This window comes from Methylophilus sp., from assembly GCF_008015755.1.
Lineage (GTDB): Bacteria > Pseudomonadota > Gammaproteobacteria > Burkholderiales > Methylophilaceae > Methylophilus.
Window position 1 is genome coordinate 13,379 of sequence record NZ_SSGF01000008.1, and the last position, 22,771, is coordinate 36,149.

Sequence of the window (22,771 nt, forward strand, 5' to 3'; positions counted from 1 at the left end):
CTCATCGGCCGATTGATTGCGCCCCACAGCCTTTATCGTAGGCAAATCTTAAATAAAACATACATAAATTTAATAATAGAAATTTATGTGAGAAAAAATAAACGGGCAATTACCGTGATCGCAAACGCTAAACATGCCGCAAGCGGCGATTTAGTCACGGTCAGGCGTTGCCATGTATTTATCTTATTACAAATATCCTGAGAAAACATGAGATTGTTCAACCACCGCTACAAGGTCAAGTGGAGCACCGCATTAAATGCGTTTGTCGTGGTCGCAGAGATCGTGTCAGGCGCTTGCAAATCGCGCTCATCAGGCCGTGTTTGTTCTCAAGCCATACCAAGCGCTAGCCATCAATTATTGAAATATAGCCTGCTGGTGGGCGCGCTGACACTGGCCTTTTACGCCAGGCCATTAGCCGCCAATCCAAGCGGCTTTCATTCAGTTTATGGCCAAACAGAAGTGTCGGTATCCGGCAATACCACCTTGGTGCAACAAAGCTCTGACAAAGCCATTGTCAATTGGGACAGTTTTAATATTAATGCCAATGAACATGTCTCGATTATCCAGCCGCAGGGCGGCATCGCCTTGTATCGCGTCATTGGCCAGGATGCCTCGCGCATTCTGGGCTCATTGTCCGCGACCGGCAGTTTATTTCTGGTGAATCAAAATGGTATTTACTTTGGCCGCAACGCCCAAGTGGATGTGGGCAGTATTGTCGCCTCTACCCTGAATATCAATGATGCAGACTTTTTAAATGCCAACTATCGCTTTAGTGGCACAAGTACTCATGCCGTTGAAAATCTGGGGATCATTAAAACACAAGACGAAGGGTACATCGTTTTGCTGGCCAATACCGTCAGCAACGACGGCCATCTGACCGCGCAACAGGGCAGTGTTGCGCTGGCGGCAGGCAATGAGGCCTATCTGGACTTTTTTGGTAACGGCCTGGTCAAGACCAAGCTGACGGGCGATGCGGTGCATGCAGCGGTCAATCAGTCAGGGACGATTCAAGCCGATGGTGGCAATGTGCAGTTGGCGACGAGTGCACGTGCCGCTGCTATTAATATGCAGGGTGTTATTCAGGCGAATAGCTTGGCCGAAAGAGATGGCAGCATCGTGCTGGAAGGCGGCGACCACGCACAAGTGGCCGTTGGCGGTGAAATGCATGCAAACGGCGCGCAAGGCGGGACAATCGCCGTCACCGGCGAACAGGTTGCGTTGTTCAATGGCACGCACATCGATGTCTCAGGGACAAAAGCGGGCGGCCATCTGTTTATCGGCGGTGGCTTCCAGGGAAAGCAAGCGGATTTGTACAATGCGCGCACCACGTTTGTTGGCGAGCAGGTGACATTGAATGCCAGTGCGGGCGACATCGGTTCAGGTGGTCAGGTGGTGGTGTGGGCAGATGGCTCAACAAAGTTTTTCGGCAACATCATCGCCACCGGCGGCCATTTACAAGGGGCTGGCGGCTTTGCCGAGGTTTCCGGCAAGCAATCTCTGCACTTTGCCGGTCATGTTGATGTCGGCGCGACCAATGGTAAGGCAGGGACCTTATTACTCGATCCAACCAATATCAATTTAGTGAGCGGTGCAAGCGCAAATACCACGGGCTTTAATGCTGGCGTAGACCAGACCGAGGCGTATACCGATGACTCTGGCCTCGATTCCACGTTTAATGTCGCGGCTGGTGGTAGCTTCGCCGGAGTTGCTGCAGGCTCCACCATCGTGCTGCAGGCAACCAATAATATCAACGTCAATGCCCTATTTGATGTCAATACCGCCACCGGCAAGTCAAATGTTAACCTGGAAATGTACGCGGGCAATCACATCACCATCGCCCCTGGAGCAAGTATGAATGCCTCTGCGTCTGGCACGCTGACCTTAATGGCGGACACAAGCGCAGGAAACACGCATGATGGCGCGGGCGACTTGATCATAAATGGCAACATCAAATATGGTAGTGGCGCCTTGACCTTGTATGGAGCCAATATCAAAAGTACCAATAACGCCAATATCCTGGCGGGATTTCATCTGACGCAAGGCGGCACCATAGGCGCACTCTCGGCGACGACGGCAAGCACCGGCAGTTTTAACCTTGGTAGTGGATCCATCACTAGCGTGCTCGCTGGGGCAAATGCGAACCATGGTGGCAGCGTGACCATTAATGCTGGGGCTATTGTGGTCAACGCGATCAACACCTCGGGATCGCTCTCTAATACCAATACCGTGACACAAAATGGCGGCAACGCGGGCAATCTGTCCTTAACCGCGACCAATGGCAGTGTATCTGTGAGTAACTTGAGCGCAAATGGCTCCAATGCCTATGGCGCAGCGCCAGGCAAAGCCGGCAATATCAGCATCAGCGCGACGAACGGCATCACAACCTCCAGCATCTCTATGCTAGGGGGCAATGCATTGGCCAGCAGCGGAGTGCCTTCAAACACCCTGGCTGGCGGTAGCGCCGCTAGCCTGACCATTAGCAACACCACCGCTGGCAATGTCTCGCTGGGCGCGGTGAGCAATCAGGCAGGTGCGAATGGCATCGCCAGCACAGGCAGCCCGAGTGCGGGCAGTGTGACTGTTTCTAATACCGTGGGCAATGTCACGGTCACCTCCATCAATACTGCTGGCAATATCAACACGGTCGGCGGCAATGTCTCCGTCACCGCCACGGGCGCGGTCAATATCGCCACCATCAATACCAGCGGCGGCACTGCAGTGAACATTGCAGGCCCGAAAAACGCAGGCACCATCACCTTGTCTGGCAGCGCCATCACCACCACCCAGCTCACGGCCACAGGCGGCACGGGTGGCGCCGTGACCTTGAATGGCAGTGCCTATGCCGATGGTGTGAGCAGCGCAATCACCGCCTTGAGTGGCAACGCTGGCAGCAGTGGGACCGGGGGTGCCATTACTTTTAATGGCACGCTGAACTCGGCATCCGCAAACTACAGCGATCTCACTTTAAATACTAACGGCAAAACGGTGTTTACCCAAAATGTAGGCACACTCAAACAACTCAACGCTTTAACAACAGACGCACTTGGCAGCACCGAGGTCAATGGTGTCAACTTTGTCACGACCTTAAAAGATCAAACTTACAACGATGCCTTAACAGTAAAGACCGTGGGCCCGACCTTCAGGACCACCGCCAACGGCAACGTTTTTATCAATGGCACCCTGAACTCCAATAGCACGGCCTGCTGTGTGACGGTTAACTTTAACGTCGGGGGCGGCATATACCTGAACTCAGCGGTGGGGAATGTGTCGCAGCTTTACTCACTGAACACCGGCAGCATGGGCACGACCTATATCGCGAACGGGTTAGCGATCAAAACACAGTTAGCGCAAACCTATGGCAACAATGTCATCTTTGCAGGCGATGCCAGTATATCCTCAGCCCAAGGCGGTGCAATCACCTTTGCAAATACGGTCACTTCGCCTGGTACACTGACGGTCTCAAGCCAGGCAGGCAGCTTCAGCGCAACCAATACCAATAACGACTTTAATAGCATCAATTTCACCACGGCTGGCAATGTCAATGTATACGATAAAAACGCACTCAGCCTCAGTGCCGCCGCCGCTAACGGCTACTTTCGTGTCAACACGGTCAACGACCTCAATGTGATCGGCGATATTCGTACCATCAATAGTAGTTTTGACACCAGCTTAACCTCCGGCAATGGCAATATCGTGCTGGCAGCCAACCTGATTGCCAATAAAAATTCGTCTATCAATTTAAACAGTACAAACCTCATTCGTAATGCCGGAAACATCACCACCAATGGCGGCAATGTCAGCATCGTCGCCCAAAACCAAGTGAGTTTTCTGGGCAGCATCAGCACTTCAGGCACACTTGACACGACAACCGGTGTCTCTGCAGACGGCGGTCACGTCCACATTGACGCACAAGATATCAATCTCGCCGCCATCACAACCAAGTCCAACACATCATCAGCCACCTTGGCTGGTGTTAAAGCGGGCGACAGCGGCAACGTGACCATCAATGCCACGGGCATGGTGGTGACTGGCGCAATCAATACTGCGGGCGCCAACACCGCCTCTGACAATTCCACGGTTGGCAAGGGCGGCGCAGTGACGATCAATGCCATCAATGGCGTCAGCCTGGGGGCGATTACCAGCGGCGGCGGCGCAGCAAACGGCCTCTCGTCAATCACACAAAATGGGGGCGATGTCTCAATCAGCAATCATGGCACAGGGGCTATCTCACTGAGCACTGTCAATACAGCCAATAGCACAGGTACATCCAACAACTACACCGCAGTCAGGTCAGGCAATGTGTCTATAGTGAATACGGCAGGCGATATTACCCTGACAGGCGCAACCACCGCCTACGGCGGGAAAAACGCGGCTGGCGGCGATGTCTCTATTCAGGCATCAGGCATTATCATCGCAAACAGCATCAATAGTGCAGGTGCCACCGTGACAGATGGCAGCGGCATGCGTGGTGGCAATATCACGCTGAGCGCAGGCAATAAAATTACCGTATCCTCGCTGTCGGCGAACGGTAGTCAAGCGAATGGGGCTGACGGCAACGGCGGGCTGGGCGGGAGTATTGTGGTGTCTGCAGCGCAAATCTACGGCACCACGATGAGGACCTACGGTGGCAATGCCACCGGCACGGGCGCCGGGGGGAATGGCGGTGACATCACTGTCAACGGTGATTTTTTTATCAGTTCCAATACCGATATCAATAGCAATGCTGGCACCGGCGCAATATCGGCGACAGCTGGGCTGATTAGCATTCATGGTGATATCAACACCGCTAACGCAAATAACTATCAACTCGCTTTTAATACCAGCGGCATCATCAATATTGACGGCTCGATTGGCAATTTGGACCCCATATACAGACTGACGACCAATACAGGTTCGATGTTAAATCTCGGTGGAGAGACGTTTTATGTGGATGGGTTAGTGGCTTTAAATGGCGGCCTGACCCTCAGCGCGCCTACCGTGGAGGTAAGTACATTTGGGATTGACCATTTCACGGTCAGCGGTGTGGTCGACGCAAAAAATACTGTGGTCAATGCCAATGTCGGTGCCAGATCATTCACTGCTAACAACCTACAAAATGATTTTAAAGAGGTTAATTTTACCAACGCGGGCACAGTCACACTCAATGATCAAAACGATTTAAATTTTTCTGCACGAAATGCTAACGCGATAACCGTTATAGCAGCGTGTAATTTACAAACCAGTGGTGAGATTACGTCAAACGCCACCAGTGGCAGCGTGCGTTTATATGCGGGTAATGATTTGAACATTGCCCATGCCGTCTCGGTGCACGGCAGCAGCAACCTTATCCTGCGCTCAGACGTTAACTATGATCCAGTGTTGGCACCGATGAATGGCGTAGGCGATACCCACATCACGGCCAACGTTTCGGCCGATAATGGCCAAATCAATGCCGGCGGCGCCAATCTGTATCAATCGCAAGGCGTCGTCAGTACGCAGGGCGGGCTGGTGGCGACCTACGCCAATAACATCAGCCTCGCCAGTTTTACCGCAGGTGGCAACGTACAGCTGACGGCACAATCTGGCAATATGACAGCGTCAGGTAGCGTGTCTGATGCTGCCAGCGCGTTACTTTTATCTGGTAAAGATATCCAGCTGACCGGTGAGTATGCAAGTACAGCCGTCGTCGATGCTACCGGCACCGCAGCGGTACAAGGGATTTTTCATCAAGGCCTGACGATTACCTCGACTGGCGATACCGCGCTGACTGACACCACGGTGTCTGGCCTGCTGGACATACATAGCGCGGGCCAAGCGCAGATTTTAAATAGCACACTTGAAGAGGTCACTGTGCACGCCGCCATGGACTTGAACTACCAGGCGACAGCCAGCGGCAATGTGGTGTTAACGGGCGAGCAAAATGTCACGCTCGCCGGGAGCGCTCTGAGCTGGTATGCCACCTCGCAGCAAGACCTGCGGCTGGCAGGGGATGTGATCAGCCATGCAGCCAGCGAGACGGCGATCGTACTGACGGTTGGCGGTAACGTTGAGAATATCGACAACCATGCCTTGCAGGCAGACAATGCTGGCCATTGGAAAATCTATGCAGACCATCGGCAAGACCAGCAGTTTGGGCGTGCGATCAATGCCAGTTATGATTTTATTGATTATGGAAAATCACCAGGCGACACACTGAGCAGCAACCAAAATGGGTTGATATTTAGCGAACAGCCCGAAGTCGTGATGACCTTTGCCGGCAATATCAACAAAGTCTATGACGGCAACAATCAATTACCGGCCACCCCGTATCAGCACACGACGACAGGAATTTTTAACGGCGATAGCATCACATCAGCAACGGTGGACGTGCATTACGACAGCCCGACTATCGGCTCAAAAGTCGTAGAGCTCAGCTATACGCCGATGGGGTTTGTCACGGACACTGGCAAACCGGTGTTTGGCTATCGTTACAGCGTTTTCAATCACTTATCTGGTGACATTGTTCCGCCAATCAACCATGCTGAGCCAACCACCGTCATGCCGCTCACAGACTTTTATATCAACCCTTACTTGCATCACGGGTTTACTAGCACCATTACGGCAAATGGCGCCAGTGGCGGCTACAGTCTGCAGCCGCCATTTTTTGCTGGCCGTCTCTCCTATCATGAGGACGAATTAACCAGGTTAACAAGCCGTTGGCGCCAGCAAGAAAAATAAAAGCCGGGGATTACCCGGCCTTTATTTTCAAAAATGGTTATTCCACCGTCACGCTCTTGGCGAGATTACGTGGTTTATCCACATCGGTGCCTTTGAGCAAGGCGGCGTGATAAGCCAGCAACTGTACCGGAATCGCATGCAAAATAGGCGAGAGCACACCGACATGGCGTGGCGTACGAATCACATGTACGCCCTCAGATTCTTTAAAATGGCTGTCAGCATCAGCAAACACAAATAATTCCCCGCCGCGCGCTTTGACTTCCTGCATGTTGGATTTTACTTTTTCCAGCAGGGCATCGTTAGGCGCAATCACCACCACCGGCATGTTGCTGTCGACCAGGGCCAATGGGCCATGCTTTAACTCGCCAGCCGGATAGGCTTCGGCGTGAATATAAGAGATTTCTTTGAGCTTGAGCGCCCCTTCCATCGCAATTGGGAAGTGGACGCCACGGCCCAGGAACAAGGCATGGTCTTTATCCCCAAAGCGATGCGCCCATTCGCGGATTTGTGGCTCGAGGTTCAAGGCAATCTGCACGCCACCTGTTAGTTGGCGCAAGTCGGATAAGTATTGCTGCTCTTGCGCTTCACTCAACAGGCCACGCGCTTTACTCAGAGTGACCGCCAACACAAACAGAGCAATCAATTGTGTAGTGAACGCCTTGGTACTGGCAACACCGATTTCAGCGCCAGCGCGGGTATAGAAAATCAGGGATGAGGCGCGTGGAATCGCACTTTCCTGCACGTTGCAAATGGCCAGGCTATGGGTATGCCCCAGTTTCTGCGCATGTTTGAGCGCTTCCATGGTATCCAGCGTTTCGCCCGATTGTGAAATCGTCACAATCAGCTGCTTAGGATTGGGTACTGATTCACGGTAACGGTATTCACTGGCGATTTCTACCGAGGTCGGAATTTTTGCGATGCTTTCCAGCCAGTATTTGGCGGTGAGCCCGGCATAGTAACTGGTGCCTGCGGCCAGAATCAGCACGCTATCCACTTGCGCAAAGACTGCCGCGGCAGATTGACCAAACAATTCGCTTCTGAACGCGCCATCGTCAATCAGCGCCTCAATCGTATCGCTAATCGCGCGCGGTTGCTCATGAATTTCTTTTTGCATAAAGTGGCTGTAAGGGCCGAGTTCCAGCGAAGCCAGCGACACATCACTCATATGCACTTGACGCTGTGCGACTTCACCTTGCTTATCGACGATGACGACGGCATCGGTTTGCAGCGTCGCCACATCGCCATCTTCGAGGTAGATCACTTTACGCGTGGCAGACAGCACAGCTGACACATCAGACGCGACAAAATTTTCGCCTTCACCCAGGCCAATCAGCAATGGACAACCGAGGCGTGCAACGACCATTTGCTGTGGTTGATCCAGCGCAATCACGCTGATGGCATAGGCGCCAGTTAATTCTGCAATGGCTTGTTTCACTGCGGTGAACAAGTCACGGCTTTGCTGATAATAGTAATGCACCAGATGCGCAATGACTTCGGTATCGGTTTGTGAATAAAACTGATAGCCGAGCGCTTTCAAGCGATCACGTTGTTCGTCGTGGTTTTCGATAATCCCGTTATGCACGACTGCAATCTGTGCATTGTCCTGCGCCGGCGACACATGCGGGTGCGCATTTTGCTCTGTGACGCCGCCGTGCGTGGCCCAACGTGTATGGCCAATGCCAACCTGGCTATGCATGCCTTCTGCTTTGAGTTGCAACTCTGACACGCGGCCAACGGCGCGTGCACGCTCAATACTTTGATTGAGCACCGCAATCCCGGCCGAGTCATAGCCGCGATATTCGAGCCTGCTTAACCCCTCAATCAGGAGGGGAACAATATTTCTGTTGGAGACCGCACCGACAATGCCGCACATACGCTTATTTTTTCACCTTTTGTGGACGTTTCCATCCTTGAATTGACCTTTGTTCGCGTGCGCGGCAGAGCGTTAAGCTCTCTGCCGGCACATCTTTGGTAATGGTTGAGCCTGCGGCAATCGTTGCACCACGGCCTACAGTCAATGGCGCCACTAATTGTGTATCCGAGCCAACAAACACATTATCTTCAATGATGGTTTTATGTTTGTTCGCCCCATCATAATTACAAGTGATGGTGCCTGCGCCGATATTCACGTTTGCGCCAATGCTGGCATCACCCACATAGCTTAAATGATTGACCTTGCTGCCATGCCCAAGCGTGGCATTTTTAATTTCAACAAAATTACCCACGTGCGTCTCTGCCGCCAGTTGGGTGCCTGGGCGCAAACGTGCAAACGGGCCGATTTTACTGCCTGGGCCGACCCTGGCATCATCAATATGCGTAAACGCCGCCAGGCGCGTGCCTTTGGCAATCACTGCATTTTTGATCACACAATGCGGGCCAATCTCTACATCGTCCTCCAGCGTCACATCGCCTTCAAACACGCAGTTCACATCGATCAAAACATCGCGGCCACAAGTCAGTGTGCCGCGGATATCAATCCGCTGCGCATCCAGCAAAGTCACGCCTTGAGTCATCAACACGGTTGCCTGTCGCAACTGATACTCACGCTCGATCTGTTGTAAGTCTAGCTTGGAATTAATCCCTGTCACCGACCAGGCATCGGCGACAACATGAGGCAACACCGCACTACCTTCATTCACTGATAGCGCGATAATATCGGTTAAATAATATTCCTGTTGGGCATTCTGGTTGCTGATCTTGGCTAGCCAGGATTTGAGCTGCGCATTTGGCATCGCCATGATGCCGGTATTCACTTCTTGTATGGTGCGCTGGGCTGCGCTGGCATCTTTATGCTCGACAATCGCCACCACTTCATTATGGTCGTTGCGCACGATGCGGCCATAACCCGTTGGGTCTTGTTTGATAAACGTTTGTACCACCAGATGCTGATCTGCCTGCGCCAGCATCTCGCGACAAGCCGCCACATCGACCAATGGCACATCGCCTAACAGAATGAGTGTTTTACCTTGATCGGGCAGGGTAGGCAGGGCTTGTTGTACCGCGTGTCCGGTGCCGAGTTGCTCCGCTTGCAATACCCATTGCAAGTCATCCCCCGGCGTCTGTTGTTGTACTTGTTCGCCCCCAAAACCATATACCACGGTGATGGTTTGTGGATTCAGCAGGCGTGCCGCGGCAATCACATGGTGCAGAATAGGCTTGCCACCCACCGCATGCAACACCTTAGGCAGGTCCGATCGCATGCGTGTGCCTTTACCCGCTGCGAGAATTACAATATTCAAATCAGTCATGCTGTTATTTTAGCGCAGAAACAAAAAAGGCGGCTCGAAAGCCGCCTGTTTTATTGCCAGACTCCACAGGAATCTAGTGCACAGATTTACGCAATTTCTGGATTGCCTGGATTTGTGCGATCGCTTCTGCCAATTCAGCCTGCGCAGCGGCGTAATCGATCTCTGAAGAACGGTTACGCAATGCTTCTTCTGCGGCTTCTTTCGCGGCGATGGCTTTTGCTTCATCAAGATCCTGGCCACGAATCGCTGTGTCCGCCAGCACTGTCACCAGTCCTGGTTGTACTTCCAGCATGCCGCCAGAAATATAAATCACAGTTTCTTCTTGCTGGGCAGTTTGCTTGATACGCAATGCGCCTGGCTTGATGGTGGTAATCATCGGTGCGTGATGTGGATAAATACCCACTTCACCTGCGCCAGCTGGTGCAACCACAAACTCGGCTTCACCAGAGAAGATGGACTCTTCGGCACTCACAACATCGATATGCACTGTATTTGCCATAATGTTCTCTTTTCTATGTCACTGAAAATTGATCATGCAGGCAAAGTTAAAACGATGCCCGCATCATCACGATTAGTTCAGTGTTTTAGCCTTTTCAACGGCTTCTTCAATGCCACCGACCATGTAGAACGCTTGTTCTGGCAAGTGATCGTATTCACCAGCCACAATCGCTTTAAAGCCTTTGATGGTTTCTTTCAGTGGCACGTATTTGCCTGGCGCGCCAGTAAACACTTCAGCCACGTGGAAAGGTTGTGACAGGAAACGTTGGATTTTACGTGCACGGCCTACGGCCAGCTTGTCTTCTGGAGACAGTTCGTCCATACCCAGAATCGCGATAATGTCACGCAACTCTTTATAACGTTGCAGCGTTTGTTGTACTGAGCGTGCAACGGCGTAGTGCTCTTCGCCAACTACCAATGGATCCAGCTGACGTGAAGTAGAGTCCAGTGGGTCAACCGCTGGGTAGATACCCAAAGAGGCGATGTCACGTGACAACACAACAGTAGAGTCCAAGTGTTGGAAAGTCGTTGCTGGTGATGGGTCAGTCAAGTCATCCGCTGGTACGTAAACGGCTTGGATAGATGTAATAGAACCCACTTTAGTCGAAGTAATACGCTCTTGCAGACGGCCCATTTCATCAGCCAGAGTAGGTTGGTAACCCACCGCTGAAGGCATACGGCCCAGCAACGCAGATACTTCTGTACCAGCCAAAGTGTAACGGTAGATGTTGTCCACGAAGAACAACACGTCACGGCCTTCGTCACGGAATTTTTCTGCCATGGTCAAGCCAGACAGTGCAACGCGCAGACGGTTGCCTGGAGGTTCGTTCATCTGACCGAACACCATCGCTACTTTGGACTCTTTCATGTTGTCCAGCTTGATTACGCCTGCATCTGCCATTTCGTGATAGAAGTCGTTACCTTCACGGGTACGCTCACCCACACCAGCAAACACGGACAAACCAGAGTGCTGTTTAGCGATGTTGTTAATCAATTCCAGCATGTTCACGGTTTTACCTACACCCGCACCGCCGAACAAACCAACTTTACCGCCTTTAGCAAACGGGCAAACCAGGTCAATCACCTTGATACCAGTTTCCAACAGGTCAACAGAAGGTGACAAGTCTTCGAAAGCAGGGGCTTTCTGGTGGATAGAACGGAATTCTGTAGAGTCGATAGGACCGACTTCATCGATTGGGCGACCCAATACGTCCATGATACGGCCCAAAGTGCCTTCACCCACTGGCACAGAAATCGCTGAGCCTGTGTTTCTGAATGCGGTACCACGTGCCAGACCATCAGAAGAACCCATGGCAATGGTACGGACCACGCCGTCACCCAATTGCTGTTGTACTTCCAGTGTCAAACCGGCTTCTGCATTGGTGTCTGTTGCATCAATAATCAATGCATCGAATACTTTAGGCATTTGATCGCGTGGAAATTCCACGTCAACCACAGCGCCAATACACTGCACTACTTTACCTGTTACTGCTTGATTTGCCTTTGCCATTTTCTTTTCCTAACTGTATGAGTCAGATCTAATTGAATTCTTTCACTAGCGCTTAAACGATATGCTTTAAGACGCTCGCCTTAGGACGAAACCGCTGCTGCGCCACCGACGATTTCTGAAATCTCTTTGGTAATCGCCGCCTGACGGGCTTTGTTATAAACCAATTTCAGCTCACCAATGACGCTCTTCGCGTTATCGGAAGCAGATTTCATCGCTACCATACGGGCAGATTGCTCAGACGCCATGTTTTCAGCCACTGCGTTGTAAATCAGTGACTCTATATAACGTGTCATCAATTCATCCACCACTGGTTTAGCTTCAGGCTCATAGATGTAATCCCAATGGCCGTTCGGGCTACCCAGTTGCTCACCGGTCAATGGCAACAGTTGTTGCATGGTCGGTTCTTGCTTCATGGTATTAATGAATTTGGTATAGCAGATGTAAAGCTGATCAATTTCACCGGCAATGTACGCGTCCAGCATGACCTTGATGGTGCCGATCAACTTTTCCAGATGCGGAGTATCGCCCAAACCAGTGATATGTGATTGCACCTTGGCGCCAATGCGGTTCATAAAGCCGTAGCCTTTGTTACCGATCGCGCTGACGCTGATGCCTTTGCCTTCAGCTTCCCAGGCTTTCATCTGGTTTAATGACAAACGCAATACGTTGGTGTTTAAACCACCGCACAGGCCTTTGTCTGAGCTGACCACAATCAGACCCACATTTTTCACCACGTCACGTTTGATTAAAAACGGATGACGATACTCTGATTGTGCAAAGGAGAGGTGAGCCGCCACGTTACGGATTTTATCCGCATAGGGGCGGGAAGCACGCATTCTGTCCTGCGCTTTACGCATTTTAGAAGCAGCCACCATCTCCATCGCCTTGGTGATCTTGCGTGTATTTTCTACACTCTTGATCTTGGTTCTAATCTCTTTACTACCTGCCATATTAGGTTCCTAAGTCGAAGTGTCAGAGATTAATAAGCGTTGGTTGCTTTGAAATCTTGAATCGCAGCTTCCAATGCCTTCTCGTTGTCACCGCTCAGATCTTTGCTGGACTCGATAGCATCGATGATGTTCTTGTACTTGGAGTTCAAGAAACCATGCAATGCATTTTCAAATGCCAATACCTTGTTGGTTGGCACGTCATCAAAGAAACCTTTGTTAGCTGCAAACAAGCTCACGCCCATGTTTGCCACGTTCAATGGCGCGTATTGTGCCTGTTTCATCAACTCGGTAAACATACGACCGCGGTCCAGTTGTTTACGGGTCGCTTCGTCCAGATCAGAAGCAAACTGCGCAAACGCAGCCAGTTCACGATACTGCGCCAAAGCCAGACGTACACCACCACCCAGTTTTTTGATGATTTTGGTTTGTGCAGCACCACCCACGCGTGATACTGAAATACCGGCGTTAATCGCAGGACGTACACCCGCGTTAAACAAGTCAGTTTCCAAGAAGATCTGACCATCGGTAATCGAAATCACGTTGGTTGGAACGAATGCAGACACGTCACCGGCTTGTGTTTCAATCACTGGCAATGCAGTCAATGAACCTGTTTTACCTTTCACTTCACCGTTAGTGAATTTTTCAACATACTCTTCGTTCACGCGAGCAGCACGCTCTAACAAACGTGAGTGGATGTAGAACACGTCACCTGGGTAAGCTTCGCGGCCTGGTGGGCGGCGCAGCAACAGAGAAATCTGACGGTAAGCAACCGCTTGTTTGGACAAGTCATCGTAAACGATCAATGCATCTTGGCCACGGTCACGGAAGTATTCACCCATGGTACAACCGGCATAAGGTGCCAGGAATTGCAGGGCAGCAGAATCAGACGCTGAAGCAGCCACGATAATGGTGTAAGCCATCGCGCCGTGCTCTTCCAACTTACGTACTACGTTGGCAATGGTAGAAGCCTTTTGGCCAACCGCAACGTAGATACAAGTCATGTTCTGACCTTTTTGGTTGATAATCGCATCAACCGCTACAGCCGTTTTACCCGTTTGACGGTCACCAATGATCAACTCACGTTGACCACGGCCAACCGGTACCATAGAGTCGATAGACTTCAGGCCAGTTTGCACAGGTTGAGACACGGATTTACGTGCAATCACACCTGGCGCAATTTTTTCAATTTTGTCTGTCAGCTTGGCGTTGACTGGACCTTTGCCATCGATAGGCTGACCCAATGCGTTCACCACGCGACCAATCAGTTCAGGACCGACTGGCACTTCCAGAATACGGCCGGTACATTTACAGGTATCGCCTTCTGTAATGTGTTCGTAGTCACCCAAAACCACAGCACCGACGGAGTCACGCTCCAGGTTCAATGCCAGACCGAAAGTGTTGCCTGGAAACTCAATCATCTCGCCGGACATCACGTTAGACAGCCCATGGATACGCACAATGCCGTCTGTTACGGAAATCACGGTACCCTGTGTACGGGCTTCCGCAGAAGTAGAGAAGTTTTCCAAACGGCTCTTAATGAGCTCGCTAATCTCTGATGTAGATAACTGCATTTAATTCTCCTATGCCTTATGCTGTGAGCGTATAGGCTAAATTTTGTAACTGACCTTGGACAGACGCGTCGATAACGGTGTCGCCAACAATAATTTTGATGCCGCCGATGATTTCCGGATCTACGGAAACGCTTGCTTCAATTTTCTTGCCGAACTTAGCTTCCAGACGTTTCACCAAATCTTTAGTTTGTGTCGCTGTCAGTTTGGCAGCTGCAATGATTTGAGCGTCCAAGGTGCCTTCGTCTTGCGCTTTTAAAGCCTCAAAAGCTTCAGCAATGGCAGGCAATAAGGATAAACGGCCATATTCAACCAAAATTTTGATCAAATTTTGCCCTTGTTCGTTGAGCTTGTCGCCACAGACCTTGAGGAATGCGGCTTCAACATCAGCGGCATTCAGTTTAGGGTCATCAATCAGGGTTTTCATTTGGTCATTTGCCGCGACTGCCGCAGCCAATGCCAACATTTCAGACCATGCTGCTAAAGCCTTGTTTTCTTTGCCGAGCTTGTAAGCAGCGACAGCATAAGGCCTTGCAATGGTTGAGAGTTCAGCCATGTTTTATCCCTTTTACCTTATAGTTCCGCAGCGAGTTTAGCCAACATTTCGCTGTGTGCTTTGGCGTCAATCTCTTTACGCAGGATTTTTTCTGCACCGGCCACGGCCAATGTCGAAACCTGTGCACGCAGACCTTCTTTGGCACGGTTCACTTCCTGATCGATTTCAGCTTTGGCACCGGCAATAATGCGATCACCTTCAGCTTTGGCGTTACCCTTGGCTTCATCAATGATTTGAGCGGCGCGTTTTTCGGCTTGCCCAATGATCTCACTTGCCTTTTGTTTGGCCTCGTTCAGTGTGGTTTCAGATTTTTTGGCAGCCACTTCCAGGGCACTTTTCCCTTCTTGGGCAGCAGCCAAACCATCTGCGATTTCCTTTTGGCGTGTTTCAATCGCTTTTAACAGCGGTGGCCAAACGAATTTCACCGTGAACCAGATCAACACTGCAAATGCGATAGCTTGCGCGATGAGTGTGAAATTAATATTCATTTTGGATCCATCATACTGATTGGTTGAAAGGTTTAAGTCACACTTAAACCCTACCGGGCGGAGATTACCGAGTAAAAATTACTTAGCAACAACGCTCAACAATGGGTTTGCAAATGCAAACATCATTGCCAGACCAACACCGATAATGAAAGATGCGTCGATCAGACCCAACAGCAGGAACACTTTACCTTGCAGGGCTGGGATCATTTCTGGTTGACGAGCTGCGCCTTCCAGGAAACTTGCACACATGATACCAATACCGATACAAGCGCCAGCGGCACCCAAACCAATGATCAAACCAATACCAACGCCTGTGTAGGCTTGAATCAATGCTAATGCTTCCATTTAATACCCTCTCTTATAAAGAATTAAAACAACGACAAAGTTAAAAACTAGTGCGACTCATGCGCCATGGCCAAATACACCACAGTCAGCATCATGAAAATAAACGCTTGCAATGCCACAATCAGGATGTGGAAGATAGACCAGCCAGCTCCCAGAATGGCACCAAACACGGTTCCGGTCAGGCCGGTGGCTGCCCACATACCCAACAGCAAGAAGATGATTTCACCGGCGTACATGTTACCGAACAGACGCAATGAGTGAGAAAGTGGTTTTGAAACGTATTCAATCAGGTTGAACAGGAAGTTGGCAGGCCACACCAGCGGATTGCTGCCGAATGGGGCACAGAACAGTTCATGAATCCAGCCACCCAAGCCTTTAGCTTTGATTGAAAAGTAAATCATCAAGAACCACACAGCCAATGCTAAAGCAAAGGTGGTGTTGATATCAGAAGTCGGGACGATACGCCATTTTGCGTGCTCGCCACCGAAGAATGAGACGATACCCGCGATCCAGTCGACTGGCAGGAAGTCCATAGAGTTCATGGCCAACACCCAGATAAACACAGTCAGGGCAGTCGGGGCGATAAATGAATGACGGTCACCGTGGAAAATGTTTTTGACTTGGTCATCAACAAAACCAAATACTAACTCAACAAAAGCCTGGCGCTTGGTTGGCACGCCTGCGGTCGCACCACGTGCCACCCACCAGATCAAGCCCATCACCAGCAGGCCGAGCACCACAGAAGTAAACAAGGTGTCGTAGTGCAACACCCAGAAACCTTCAGAGGCAGTATTGCCGTTCACACCCTGGGCATTAAAGCTCAAATGGTGCGCGATATATTCAGAAGGGGTGAGTTCTACGTTTTGTGCGTGTTCGGTTGTCATATTTTCAAACTAATTTTAAATTAACGTGTCTACACATCTACTTGTGATTTTGCCAGTGCGGCGCCTGAAAAAAGTGCCGCTGCTGCCAAGCCAGCGATCAGTGCGAAAGGCACCAATGCCTGATACAGCTTGAAAACCACAAACAGGATAATCGCGATGATGACTATTTTTACTGCTTCAGCCTTGAGTAAATTGAGCAAAACTGCTGTCGGGTCTGTTTTTTCACGGCCTTTTTCTGCGATTCTTGTTGCAAACCATGCACCAATCACCACAGAAACACCACCCATCAAAGCGGATAATGCCGCTGGTAAACCACCTACAGCATAAGCAATCAATGTGACAGCGGTTGTCGCCATCACCTGCCAACGCAACATATTGCTATAGAGCGACATGCCTGCCGCAGTGTTTTGTTGACCACTCATGGGGTTTACCCGCTAAAATTCAAGACAAAATACACCAAAGACGCGAGATTTTGAATTATTCACTCGCCGAAGTCAAGCACCAAACAGTCGTTAACTGACTGAATGTGCTGGAAAAATCTGGTTTCTGGTTGCTTTGATCGATTTCGCTTACGATTTCAGGCGATTATCGGTCAGTTTCGCTATCCAATCATCAAGTTGATCAAGGTTTGAAAAGCTCAGCTTTAACACACCAGCACCACTGGCTTTACTGCTGATAGAAACATCGGCCCCTAATTGCTCGCTCAGCTGATTCTGTAAAGAAGCGACATCGGGATTTACCGCCTGCTTAGCCTTTTTACCCGCCGCAGGTTCAGATTGAATCAAACGCTCAACCTCACGCACCGACAAACCCTCTTGCACGACTTTGTTGGCGAGCAAGATTTGCTGCGCGGGTTCGCTACCCACCAACGCCCTGGCATGCCCCATATCAATCTGGTTATCCAGCAACATGTCTTGCACCATCGGCGTCAGCGTTAATAAACGCAACAGGTTAGACACCGCCACCCGCGAGCGACCAACGGCTGCCGCGGCTTTTTCATGCGTCATGTCAAACTCATCAATCAAACGCTTGATGCCCATGGCTTCTTCTAACGGGTTGAGGTCTTCACGCTGGATGTTTTCAATCAAGGCCATCGCCAAAGCGGCTTCATCGGCGATTTCGCGCACTAAGACCGGCACCTCAGTGAGTCCGGCTTTTTGCGAGGCGCGCCAGCGACGTTCACCGGCAATAATTTCAAATTTGTCCGCCGCAATTTCGCGCACCAGAATAGGCTGCATGATCCCTTGTGCCGCGATCGAGTCTGCCAGCGTCTGCAGTGCCTCTTCGTTCATATAAGAGCGTGGCTGATATTTACCCGGCTGCAACTGACCAACGGGGAGGGTGCGCAAGCTATCTGATTGGGTGATCGTTTCCGTATCGCCTGATAACAATGCGTCTAGTCCGCGTCCAAGTCCTTTGGGCTTCACCATACTGCTACTTCCTTGTAATGAGTCTTAAAAGTGTCGATTTTCGACGATTAATTTTTCTGGATAATTTCTTGTGCCAACTCGAGGTAAGCTTGCGCACCCTTGGACGAGCGATCGTATAACAATACCGGCATGCCATAACTGGGCGCTTCTGCCAGCCGCACATTGCGCGGCACGATGGTTTGATACACCTTTTTGCCAAAATGGCTCACCAGTTGTGCCGATACCTGCTGTGCCAGCATATTGCGATTATCAAACATGGTCCGCAGCAAGCCTTCTATCTCAAGCACCGGGTTTAAGTGAGCGCGCACTTTCTTCACAGTATTGACCAGATCTGATAACCCCTCGAGTGCATAGTACTCACACTGCATGGGAATCATCACCGAATGCGCGGCTGTTAGCGCATTCACTGTCACCAGGTTGAGCGAAGGCGGGCAATCCAATAACACATAGTCATAGGCATCATCCCCCAGCTTGAGAATGGCATTTTTCAAACGCGTTTCACGTGCCATCTCGTTCACCAACTCCACCTCAGCGCCGGCCAGGTCACGGTTAGACGGCGCAACATCAAACTTGGCCGCCTCCGCATGTATCACCACCTCTTGCATGGTTTTATTACCAATCAGCACTTGGTAAATACTGTCTTTTAAATGTGTCTTATCAATGCCACTACCGGTGCTGGCGTTGCCCTGCGGATCCAAATCTACCAACAACACTTTTTTGCCGTGTTCGGCCAGGCTAGCCGCCAGATTGACGCAAGTAGTCGTTTTGCCAACGCCACCTTTTTGGTTGGTGATTGCGATTATTTTCATTATGTATTCTCAAACACAATTAAATGCCGTTCTGCCTGCAGGTGTGGCACCTGCAAACGGATGACCTCTTTAGGAAACACGCCCGCTTGCTGTAACTCATCGGTTGGCACCACCCCCTTCATTGCCAACCAGCGGCCATGCGGCGCGATCAAATGCGTAGTCAACTGCTTAAACAAAGCAATATCGGAAAAAGCACGCGAGATCACCTGCGTAAAAGGCGAGGGTGGTTGATAAGCCTCCACGCGGCCGTGCACCACCTGTGCATTTGACAAACCCAACTCCGCCTTTACCTGGCGCATAAAAATTGCTTTTTTCTGCACCGTATCAATGGTAGTCACCTGCACATCTGGTCGCGTGATCGCCACCACTAAGCCAGGTAAGCCACCACCACTGCCCACATCGAGCAAACTGCCCGACTGAATATAAGGCAACACACTCAAGCTATCGAGCAAGTGCAATACCAGCATGTCTTGCGGGTCACGCACCGCGGTCAGGTTATAAACCTTATTCCACTTTTCTAGCAACGCCAAATATGCAAGGCATTGCTCTTGCATCTCTGTAGTTACCACAGATTGTAAACCAAGCGCCTCTATACCGGCGGTTAATTGCGGCAACAAATGTATCATGCTGCTGCAATATCGCCTGATTGGCTTTGTTTTTTGTGTTTACGTTTCAGATAAACCAGTAACAAAGAAATCGTGGCTGGAGTAATGCCTTGTATACGGCTTGCCTGCCCAATCGTTTCTGGTTGTTGCGCTAACAACTTTTGTCGCGCTTCATTACTTAGCCCATGCACATCATTGTAATCAATGGCATCACCCAGCTTGATGCTTTCGCTATTTTTCTGGCGGGCAATCTCTTCATTTTGCCGGTCAATATAGCCCTGATACTTGGCGGCAATTTCCACTTGTTCCAATACATCTTCCGCCAACACTTCCGGCGCAGGCACAAGATTCAACAGTGATTGATAAGCAATTTCTGGTCGACGCAATAATTCAAACAATGAATACTCATGCTCCAACGGCTTACCAAAAATGGCCACCTGTGTTTCACGTGAAACAATGGGATGTTGACCTGCGGGCTGATCGTTGTCCGGTTGCAAAAAAGTACGCTTCAAGCGAGCCTGCTCACGCGCAACCGCTTCCTGCTTTTTACAGAAAGCCTCCCAACGTACATCATCGACCAATCCCAGCTCACGACCTTTTTGAGTCAGGCGCATGTCTGCATTATCTTCACGTAATTGCAAACGGTACTCCGCGCGACTGGTAAACATACGGTAGGGCTCATTCACTCCCGTTGTAATCAGGTCATCCACCAACACGCCAAGATAGGCTTGTTCGCGGGAAGGGCACCAGCCTTCTTTGTCTTGCGCAAACAAAGCTGCATTTGCCCCCGCCAGCAAGCCCTGCGCTGCAGCCTCTTCATAACCGGTTGTGCCATTGATCTGTCCAGCAAAAAACAAGCCACGGACGGTCTTGGTTTCGAGAGTCGACTTCAAGCCTCTTGGGTCATAGTAGTCATATTCAATGGCATATCCGGGGCGCAAAATGTGCGCATTCTCCAAACCACGAATCGAACGTACCAAGCCCAACTGAATATCAAATGGCAAACTAGTCGAAATACCGTTAGGGTAAATCTCGTGGGTGGTTAAGCCTTCAGGCTCCAGAAACACTTGGTGTGATTCTTTATCTGCAAAGCGATGAATCTTATCTTCCACCGAAGGACAATAGCGCGGCCCAACCCCCTCGATGACACCCGTGTACATGGGCGAGCGGTCAAGGCCACTTCTGATAATGTCGTGCGTTTGCTGATTGGTATGGGTAATCCAGCAAGGCAATTGCTGTGGATGTTGCGCGACATTACCCAAAAATGAAAACACCGGCACTGGCGTATCACCAGGCTGCTCAGTCATCACACTATAATCAATCGTGCGACCATCGATCCGGGGTGGGGTGCCGGTTTTTAGACGCCCAGCCGGGAGGCCAATTTCACGTAAGCGCGCAGCCAACGAGATTGCTGGCGGATCTCCGGCGCGACCTGCGCTGTAATTTTGCAAACCCACATGCACCAAGCCACCCAAAAACGTGCCTGCAGTTAGCACCACGGATTTAGCATAAAAACGCAGACCAATTTGAGTGACAACACCTGCAGCCTTGTCGCCTTGCAGAATAATGTCATCCACTGCTTGCTGAAAAAGCCACAGGTTAGGCTGGTTTTCCAAGCGGTGACGAATAGCAGCCTTATAGAGGATGCGATCAGCCTGTGCACGTGTTGCACGTACAGCAGGGCCTTTGCTTGAGTTCAAGATACGAAATTGTATGCCACCTTCATCGGTTGCGGCAGCCATGGCGCCGCCAAGTGCATCCACTTCTTTAACCAGATGACCTTTACCAATACCGCCAATAGAAGGGTTACAGGACATTTGCCCCAAGGTTTCAATGTTGTGGCTCAACAACAGTGTTTTCTGCCCCATGCGGGCAGACGCCAGCGCAGCCTCAGTACCGGCATGGCCACCACCCACCACAATGACATCGAATCGATCAGGAAAGTCCATCATAAATAATCTTGAACTGTTTGATTTAAAAAGAATTGTGATTTTAGCGTAAACTAATCAAATGGTCATTTAATTCACTACTTTGATTCATTTGTTTCATGTTTTAATACACATTTATTACGGTTTAATACAAATCAATTACAAGCAGGCCATATTTACTTAACATAAGAAGAATAGAATTTTTTTGATAACAACCAAGGAGCCTTACCCATGAAATTAAAAACAATGATTGCTGCATTCGGGGTTTTATTTTCTGTACACGCAGCGGCTGATGTAACGAATGCCGAAAAACTCGTCTACAAATACACCAACATTGCACACTCTGCTAACCCAATGTACGAAGCACCATCTATTACAGACGGTAAAATTTTCTTTAACCGCAAATTCAAAACACCTAGCGGTAAAGAAGCGGCTTGTGCCTCATGCCACACTAATAACCCTGCAAACGCAGGTAAAAACATGGTGACAGGTAAAGAGATTCCACCATTGGCACCTCGCGTCAATACCAAGCGCTTTACTGATATCGATAAAGTAGAAGACGAGTTCACCAAGCACTGCAATGACATCCTGGGTGCTGATTGCTCACCTTCAGAAAAAGCCAACTTTATTGCTTATCTGCTGACAGAAACCAAGCCTAGCAAATAATAAAAATGCTACGGTATGTTTGGGATCCCTTTATCAGGATCTTTCATTGGTCCTTAGTGGCGGCGTTTGGGTATGCTTTCTATACACACGCCTCCATGTGGGAGCAATTGCATCATGCGTATGCTGGTTATGTCGCAGGGTCATTGATTGTCGCTCGTATTATATGGGGGCTGATTGCTACAGGCTACGCCAGCTTTCACAGCTTTCCGTTGAACCCGGTATGGGCGGTGAAACATCTTTTTAAATTGCTCAAGGGCACCGCTAGGCATTATATTGGGCATAACCCAACCGGTTCTATTGCCATTTATGCCATGCTGGGTCTCGGCATCATTACAGTTGGCTCTGGTTGCATTGTGTTCAACAACGGCTGGGGTATGATTGATGATGAAATGAGTAAGGTACTACACCATTACGTCACCTGGGCCTGGTTAGCAGTGGTGGTCGTGCATGTATTGGGCGTGATTTTTGAAAGCTTTATTAATCACGACAATCTGATCTGGGCCATGATTACCGGCTGTAAACGGGTGTGTAGTATTGATGAGCGATTTAACCAGCGTGATACGCCATTCCCGCGAAAAAAAACCCGCTAG

18 protein-coding genes are annotated in these 22,771 nt (G+C 50.2%); 3 read left to right on the forward strand and 15 right to left on the reverse strand.

The window, feature by feature from the left end:
• Window positions 1-207 precede the first annotated feature (207 nt).
• Complete coding sequence (locus E6Q52_RS04090) at window positions 208-6,696, forward strand: filamentous hemagglutinin N-terminal domain-containing protein (protein WP_292818844.1); 6,489 nt, start codon at window positions 208-210, stop codon at window positions 6,694-6,696.
• A gap of 37 nt (window positions 6,697-6,733) precedes the next feature.
• On the opposite strand, the gene glmS is transcribed toward E6Q52_RS04090, so the two are convergent.
• The 15 genes from glmS to mnmG form a co-directional block, all read right to left on the reverse strand.
• Complete coding sequence (glmS, locus tag E6Q52_RS04095; RefSeq protein ID WP_292818847.1) at window positions 6,734-8,569, reverse strand: glutamine--fructose-6-phosphate transaminase (isomerizing); 1,836 nt, start codon at window positions 8,567-8,569, stop codon at window positions 6,734-6,736.
• Between the two features lie 4 nt (window positions 8,570-8,573).
• Window positions 8,574-9,944, reverse strand: a complete 1,371-nt coding sequence (gene glmU / locus E6Q52_RS04100; RefSeq protein ID WP_292818850.1) for a bifunctional UDP-N-acetylglucosamine diphosphorylase/glucosamine-1-phosphate N-acetyltransferase GlmU — start codon at window positions 9,942-9,944, stop codon at window positions 8,574-8,576.
• 73 nt (window positions 9,945-10,017) lie between these two features.
• On the reverse strand, window positions 10,018-10,443 hold the full coding sequence (locus E6Q52_RS04105; RefSeq protein ID WP_292818853.1) for a F0F1 ATP synthase subunit epsilon: 426 nt from the start codon (window positions 10,441-10,443) through the stop codon (window positions 10,018-10,020).
• Window positions 10,444-10,515: 72 nt separating this feature from the next.
• A complete protein-coding gene (gene atpD / locus E6Q52_RS04110) occupies window positions 10,516-11,952 on the reverse strand; it encodes a F0F1 ATP synthase subunit beta (protein WP_292818856.1) in 1,437 nt (478 codons plus the stop codon).
• Window positions 11,953-12,032: 80 nt separating this feature from the next.
• Entirely contained in the window at window positions 12,033-12,902 is an 870-nt protein-coding gene (gene atpG, locus E6Q52_RS04115) for a F0F1 ATP synthase subunit gamma (protein WP_292818859.1), read from the reverse strand.
• A 29-nt stretch (window positions 12,903-12,931) separates the two neighbouring features.
• The gene (gene atpA, locus E6Q52_RS04120) at window positions 12,932-14,473 is read right to left on the reverse strand and encodes a F0F1 ATP synthase subunit alpha (protein ID WP_024930194.1); all 1,542 of its coding nucleotides are present in this window, start codon (window positions 14,471-14,473) and stop codon (window positions 12,932-12,934) included.
• Window positions 14,474-14,489: 16 nt separating this feature from the next.
• Window positions 14,490-15,026: a F0F1 ATP synthase subunit delta gene (locus tag E6Q52_RS04125; protein WP_292818862.1), complete on the reverse strand. Its 537-nt coding sequence runs from the start codon at window positions 15,024-15,026 to the stop codon at window positions 14,490-14,492.
• Between the two features lie 17 nt (window positions 15,027-15,043).
• Window positions 15,044-15,514, reverse strand: a complete 471-nt coding sequence (locus E6Q52_RS04130; protein WP_292818865.1) for a F0F1 ATP synthase subunit B — start codon at window positions 15,512-15,514, stop codon at window positions 15,044-15,046.
• A 78-nt stretch (window positions 15,515-15,592) separates the two neighbouring features.
• Window positions 15,593-15,859 carry a F0F1 ATP synthase subunit C gene (atpE, locus tag E6Q52_RS04135; RefSeq protein WP_018987204.1) on the reverse strand — a complete coding sequence of 89 codons (267 nt, stop codon included), beginning with the start codon at window positions 15,857-15,859 and terminating at the stop codon, window positions 15,593-15,595.
• 47 nt (window positions 15,860-15,906) lie between these two features.
• Entirely contained in the window at window positions 15,907-16,743 is an 837-nt protein-coding gene (atpB, locus tag E6Q52_RS04140; RefSeq protein ID WP_292818868.1) for a F0F1 ATP synthase subunit A, read from the reverse strand.
• Between the two features lie 29 nt (window positions 16,744-16,772).
• Window positions 16,773-17,165, reverse strand: coding sequence for an ATP synthase subunit I (locus E6Q52_RS04145; protein ID WP_292818870.1), 393 nt, complete (start codon window positions 17,163-17,165; stop codon window positions 16,773-16,775).
• 147 nt (window positions 17,166-17,312) lie between these two features.
• A complete protein-coding gene (locus E6Q52_RS04150; protein WP_292818872.1) occupies window positions 17,313-18,173 on the reverse strand; it encodes a ParB/RepB/Spo0J family partition protein in 861 nt (286 codons plus the stop codon).
• 47 nt (window positions 18,174-18,220) lie between these two features.
• Window positions 18,221-18,982, reverse strand: coding sequence for an AAA family ATPase (locus tag E6Q52_RS04155; RefSeq protein ID WP_292818873.1), 762 nt, complete (start codon window positions 18,980-18,982; stop codon window positions 18,221-18,223).
• Complete coding sequence (gene rsmG, locus E6Q52_RS04160; protein ID WP_292818875.1) at window positions 18,982-19,608, reverse strand: 16S rRNA (guanine(527)-N(7))-methyltransferase RsmG; 627 nt, start codon at window positions 19,606-19,608, stop codon at window positions 18,982-18,984. The genes E6Q52_RS04155 and rsmG overlap by 1 nt, the downstream gene beginning before the upstream one ends.
• Window positions 19,605-21,536, reverse strand: coding sequence for a tRNA uridine-5-carboxymethylaminomethyl(34) synthesis enzyme MnmG (gene mnmG, locus E6Q52_RS04165; protein WP_292819026.1), 1,932 nt, complete (start codon window positions 21,534-21,536; stop codon window positions 19,605-19,607). The genes rsmG and mnmG overlap by 4 nt, the downstream gene beginning before the upstream one ends.
• A gap of 210 nt (window positions 21,537-21,746) precedes the next feature.
• Between mnmG and cycA the strand changes: the two genes are divergently transcribed.
• Window positions 21,747-22,181 (forward strand): cytochrome c'', encoded by a 435-nt coding sequence (cycA, locus tag E6Q52_RS04170; protein ID WP_292818877.1) that lies wholly within the window; start codon window positions 21,747-21,749, stop codon window positions 22,179-22,181.
• 5 nt (window positions 22,182-22,186) lie between these two features.
• On the forward strand, window positions 22,187-22,771 hold the full coding sequence (locus E6Q52_RS04175) for a cytochrome b/b6 domain-containing protein (protein WP_292818879.1): 585 nt from the start codon (window positions 22,187-22,189) through the stop codon (window positions 22,769-22,771).

Bases quoted from the DNA above. Each gene is read 5' to 3' on its own strand.
- E6Q52_RS04175 (WP_292818879.1), top strand. From the start codon at position 22,187: ATGCTACGGTATGTTTGGGATCCCTTTATCAGGATCTTTCATTGGTCC.
- atpA (WP_024930194.1), bottom strand. From the start codon at position 14,473: ATGCAGTTATCTACATCAGAGATTAGCGAGCTCATTAAGAGCCGTTTG.
- E6Q52_RS04105 (WP_292818853.1), bottom strand. From the start codon at position 10,443: ATGGCAAATACAGTGCATATCGATGTTGTGAGTGCCGAAGAGTCCATC.
- atpG (WP_292818859.1), bottom strand. From the start codon at position 12,902: ATGGCAGGTAGTAAAGAGATTAGAACCAAGATCAAGAGTGTAGAAAAT.
- E6Q52_RS04155 (WP_292818873.1), bottom strand. From the start codon at position 18,982: ATGAAAATAATCGCAATCACCAACCAAAAAGGTGGCGTTGGCAAAACG.
- E6Q52_RS04130 (WP_292818865.1), bottom strand. From the start codon at position 15,514: ATGAATATTAATTTCACACTCATCGCGCAAGCTATCGCATTTGCAGTG.
- glmU (WP_292818850.1), bottom strand. From the start codon at position 9,944: ATGACTGATTTGAATATTGTAATTCTCGCAGCGGGTAAAGGCACACGC.
- E6Q52_RS04150 (WP_292818872.1), bottom strand. From the start codon at position 18,173: ATGGTGAAGCCCAAAGGACTTGGACGCGGACTAGACGCATTGTTATCA.
- E6Q52_RS04090 (WP_292818844.1), top strand. From the start codon at position 208: ATGAGATTGTTCAACCACCGCTACAAGGTCAAGTGGAGCACCGCATTA.
- atpD (WP_292818856.1), bottom strand. From the start codon at position 11,952: ATGGCAAAGGCAAATCAAGCAGTAACAGGTAAAGTAGTGCAGTGTATT.
- mnmG (WP_292819026.1), bottom strand. From the start codon at position 21,536: ATGGACTTTCCTGATCGATTCGATGTCATTGTGGTGGGTGGTGGCCAT.
- cycA (WP_292818877.1), top strand. From the start codon at position 21,747: ATGAAATTAAAAACAATGATTGCTGCATTCGGGGTTTTATTTTCTGTA.
- E6Q52_RS04125 (WP_292818862.1), bottom strand. From the start codon at position 15,026: ATGGCTGAACTCTCAACCATTGCAAGGCCTTATGCTGTCGCTGCTTAC.
- rsmG (WP_292818875.1), bottom strand. From the start codon at position 19,608: ATGATACATTTGTTGCCGCAATTAACCGCCGGTATAGAGGCGCTTGGT.
- atpE (WP_018987204.1), bottom strand. From the start codon at position 15,859: ATGGAAGCATTAGCATTGATTCAAGCCTACACAGGCGTTGGTATTGGT.
- glmS (WP_292818847.1), bottom strand. From the start codon at position 8,569: ATGTGCGGCATTGTCGGTGCGGTCTCCAACAGAAATATTGTTCCCCTC.
- E6Q52_RS04145 (WP_292818870.1), bottom strand. From the start codon at position 17,165: ATGAGTGGTCAACAAAACACTGCGGCAGGCATGTCGCTCTATAGCAAT.
- atpB (WP_292818868.1), bottom strand. From the start codon at position 16,743: ATGACAACCGAACACGCACAAAACGTAGAACTCACCCCTTCTGAATAT.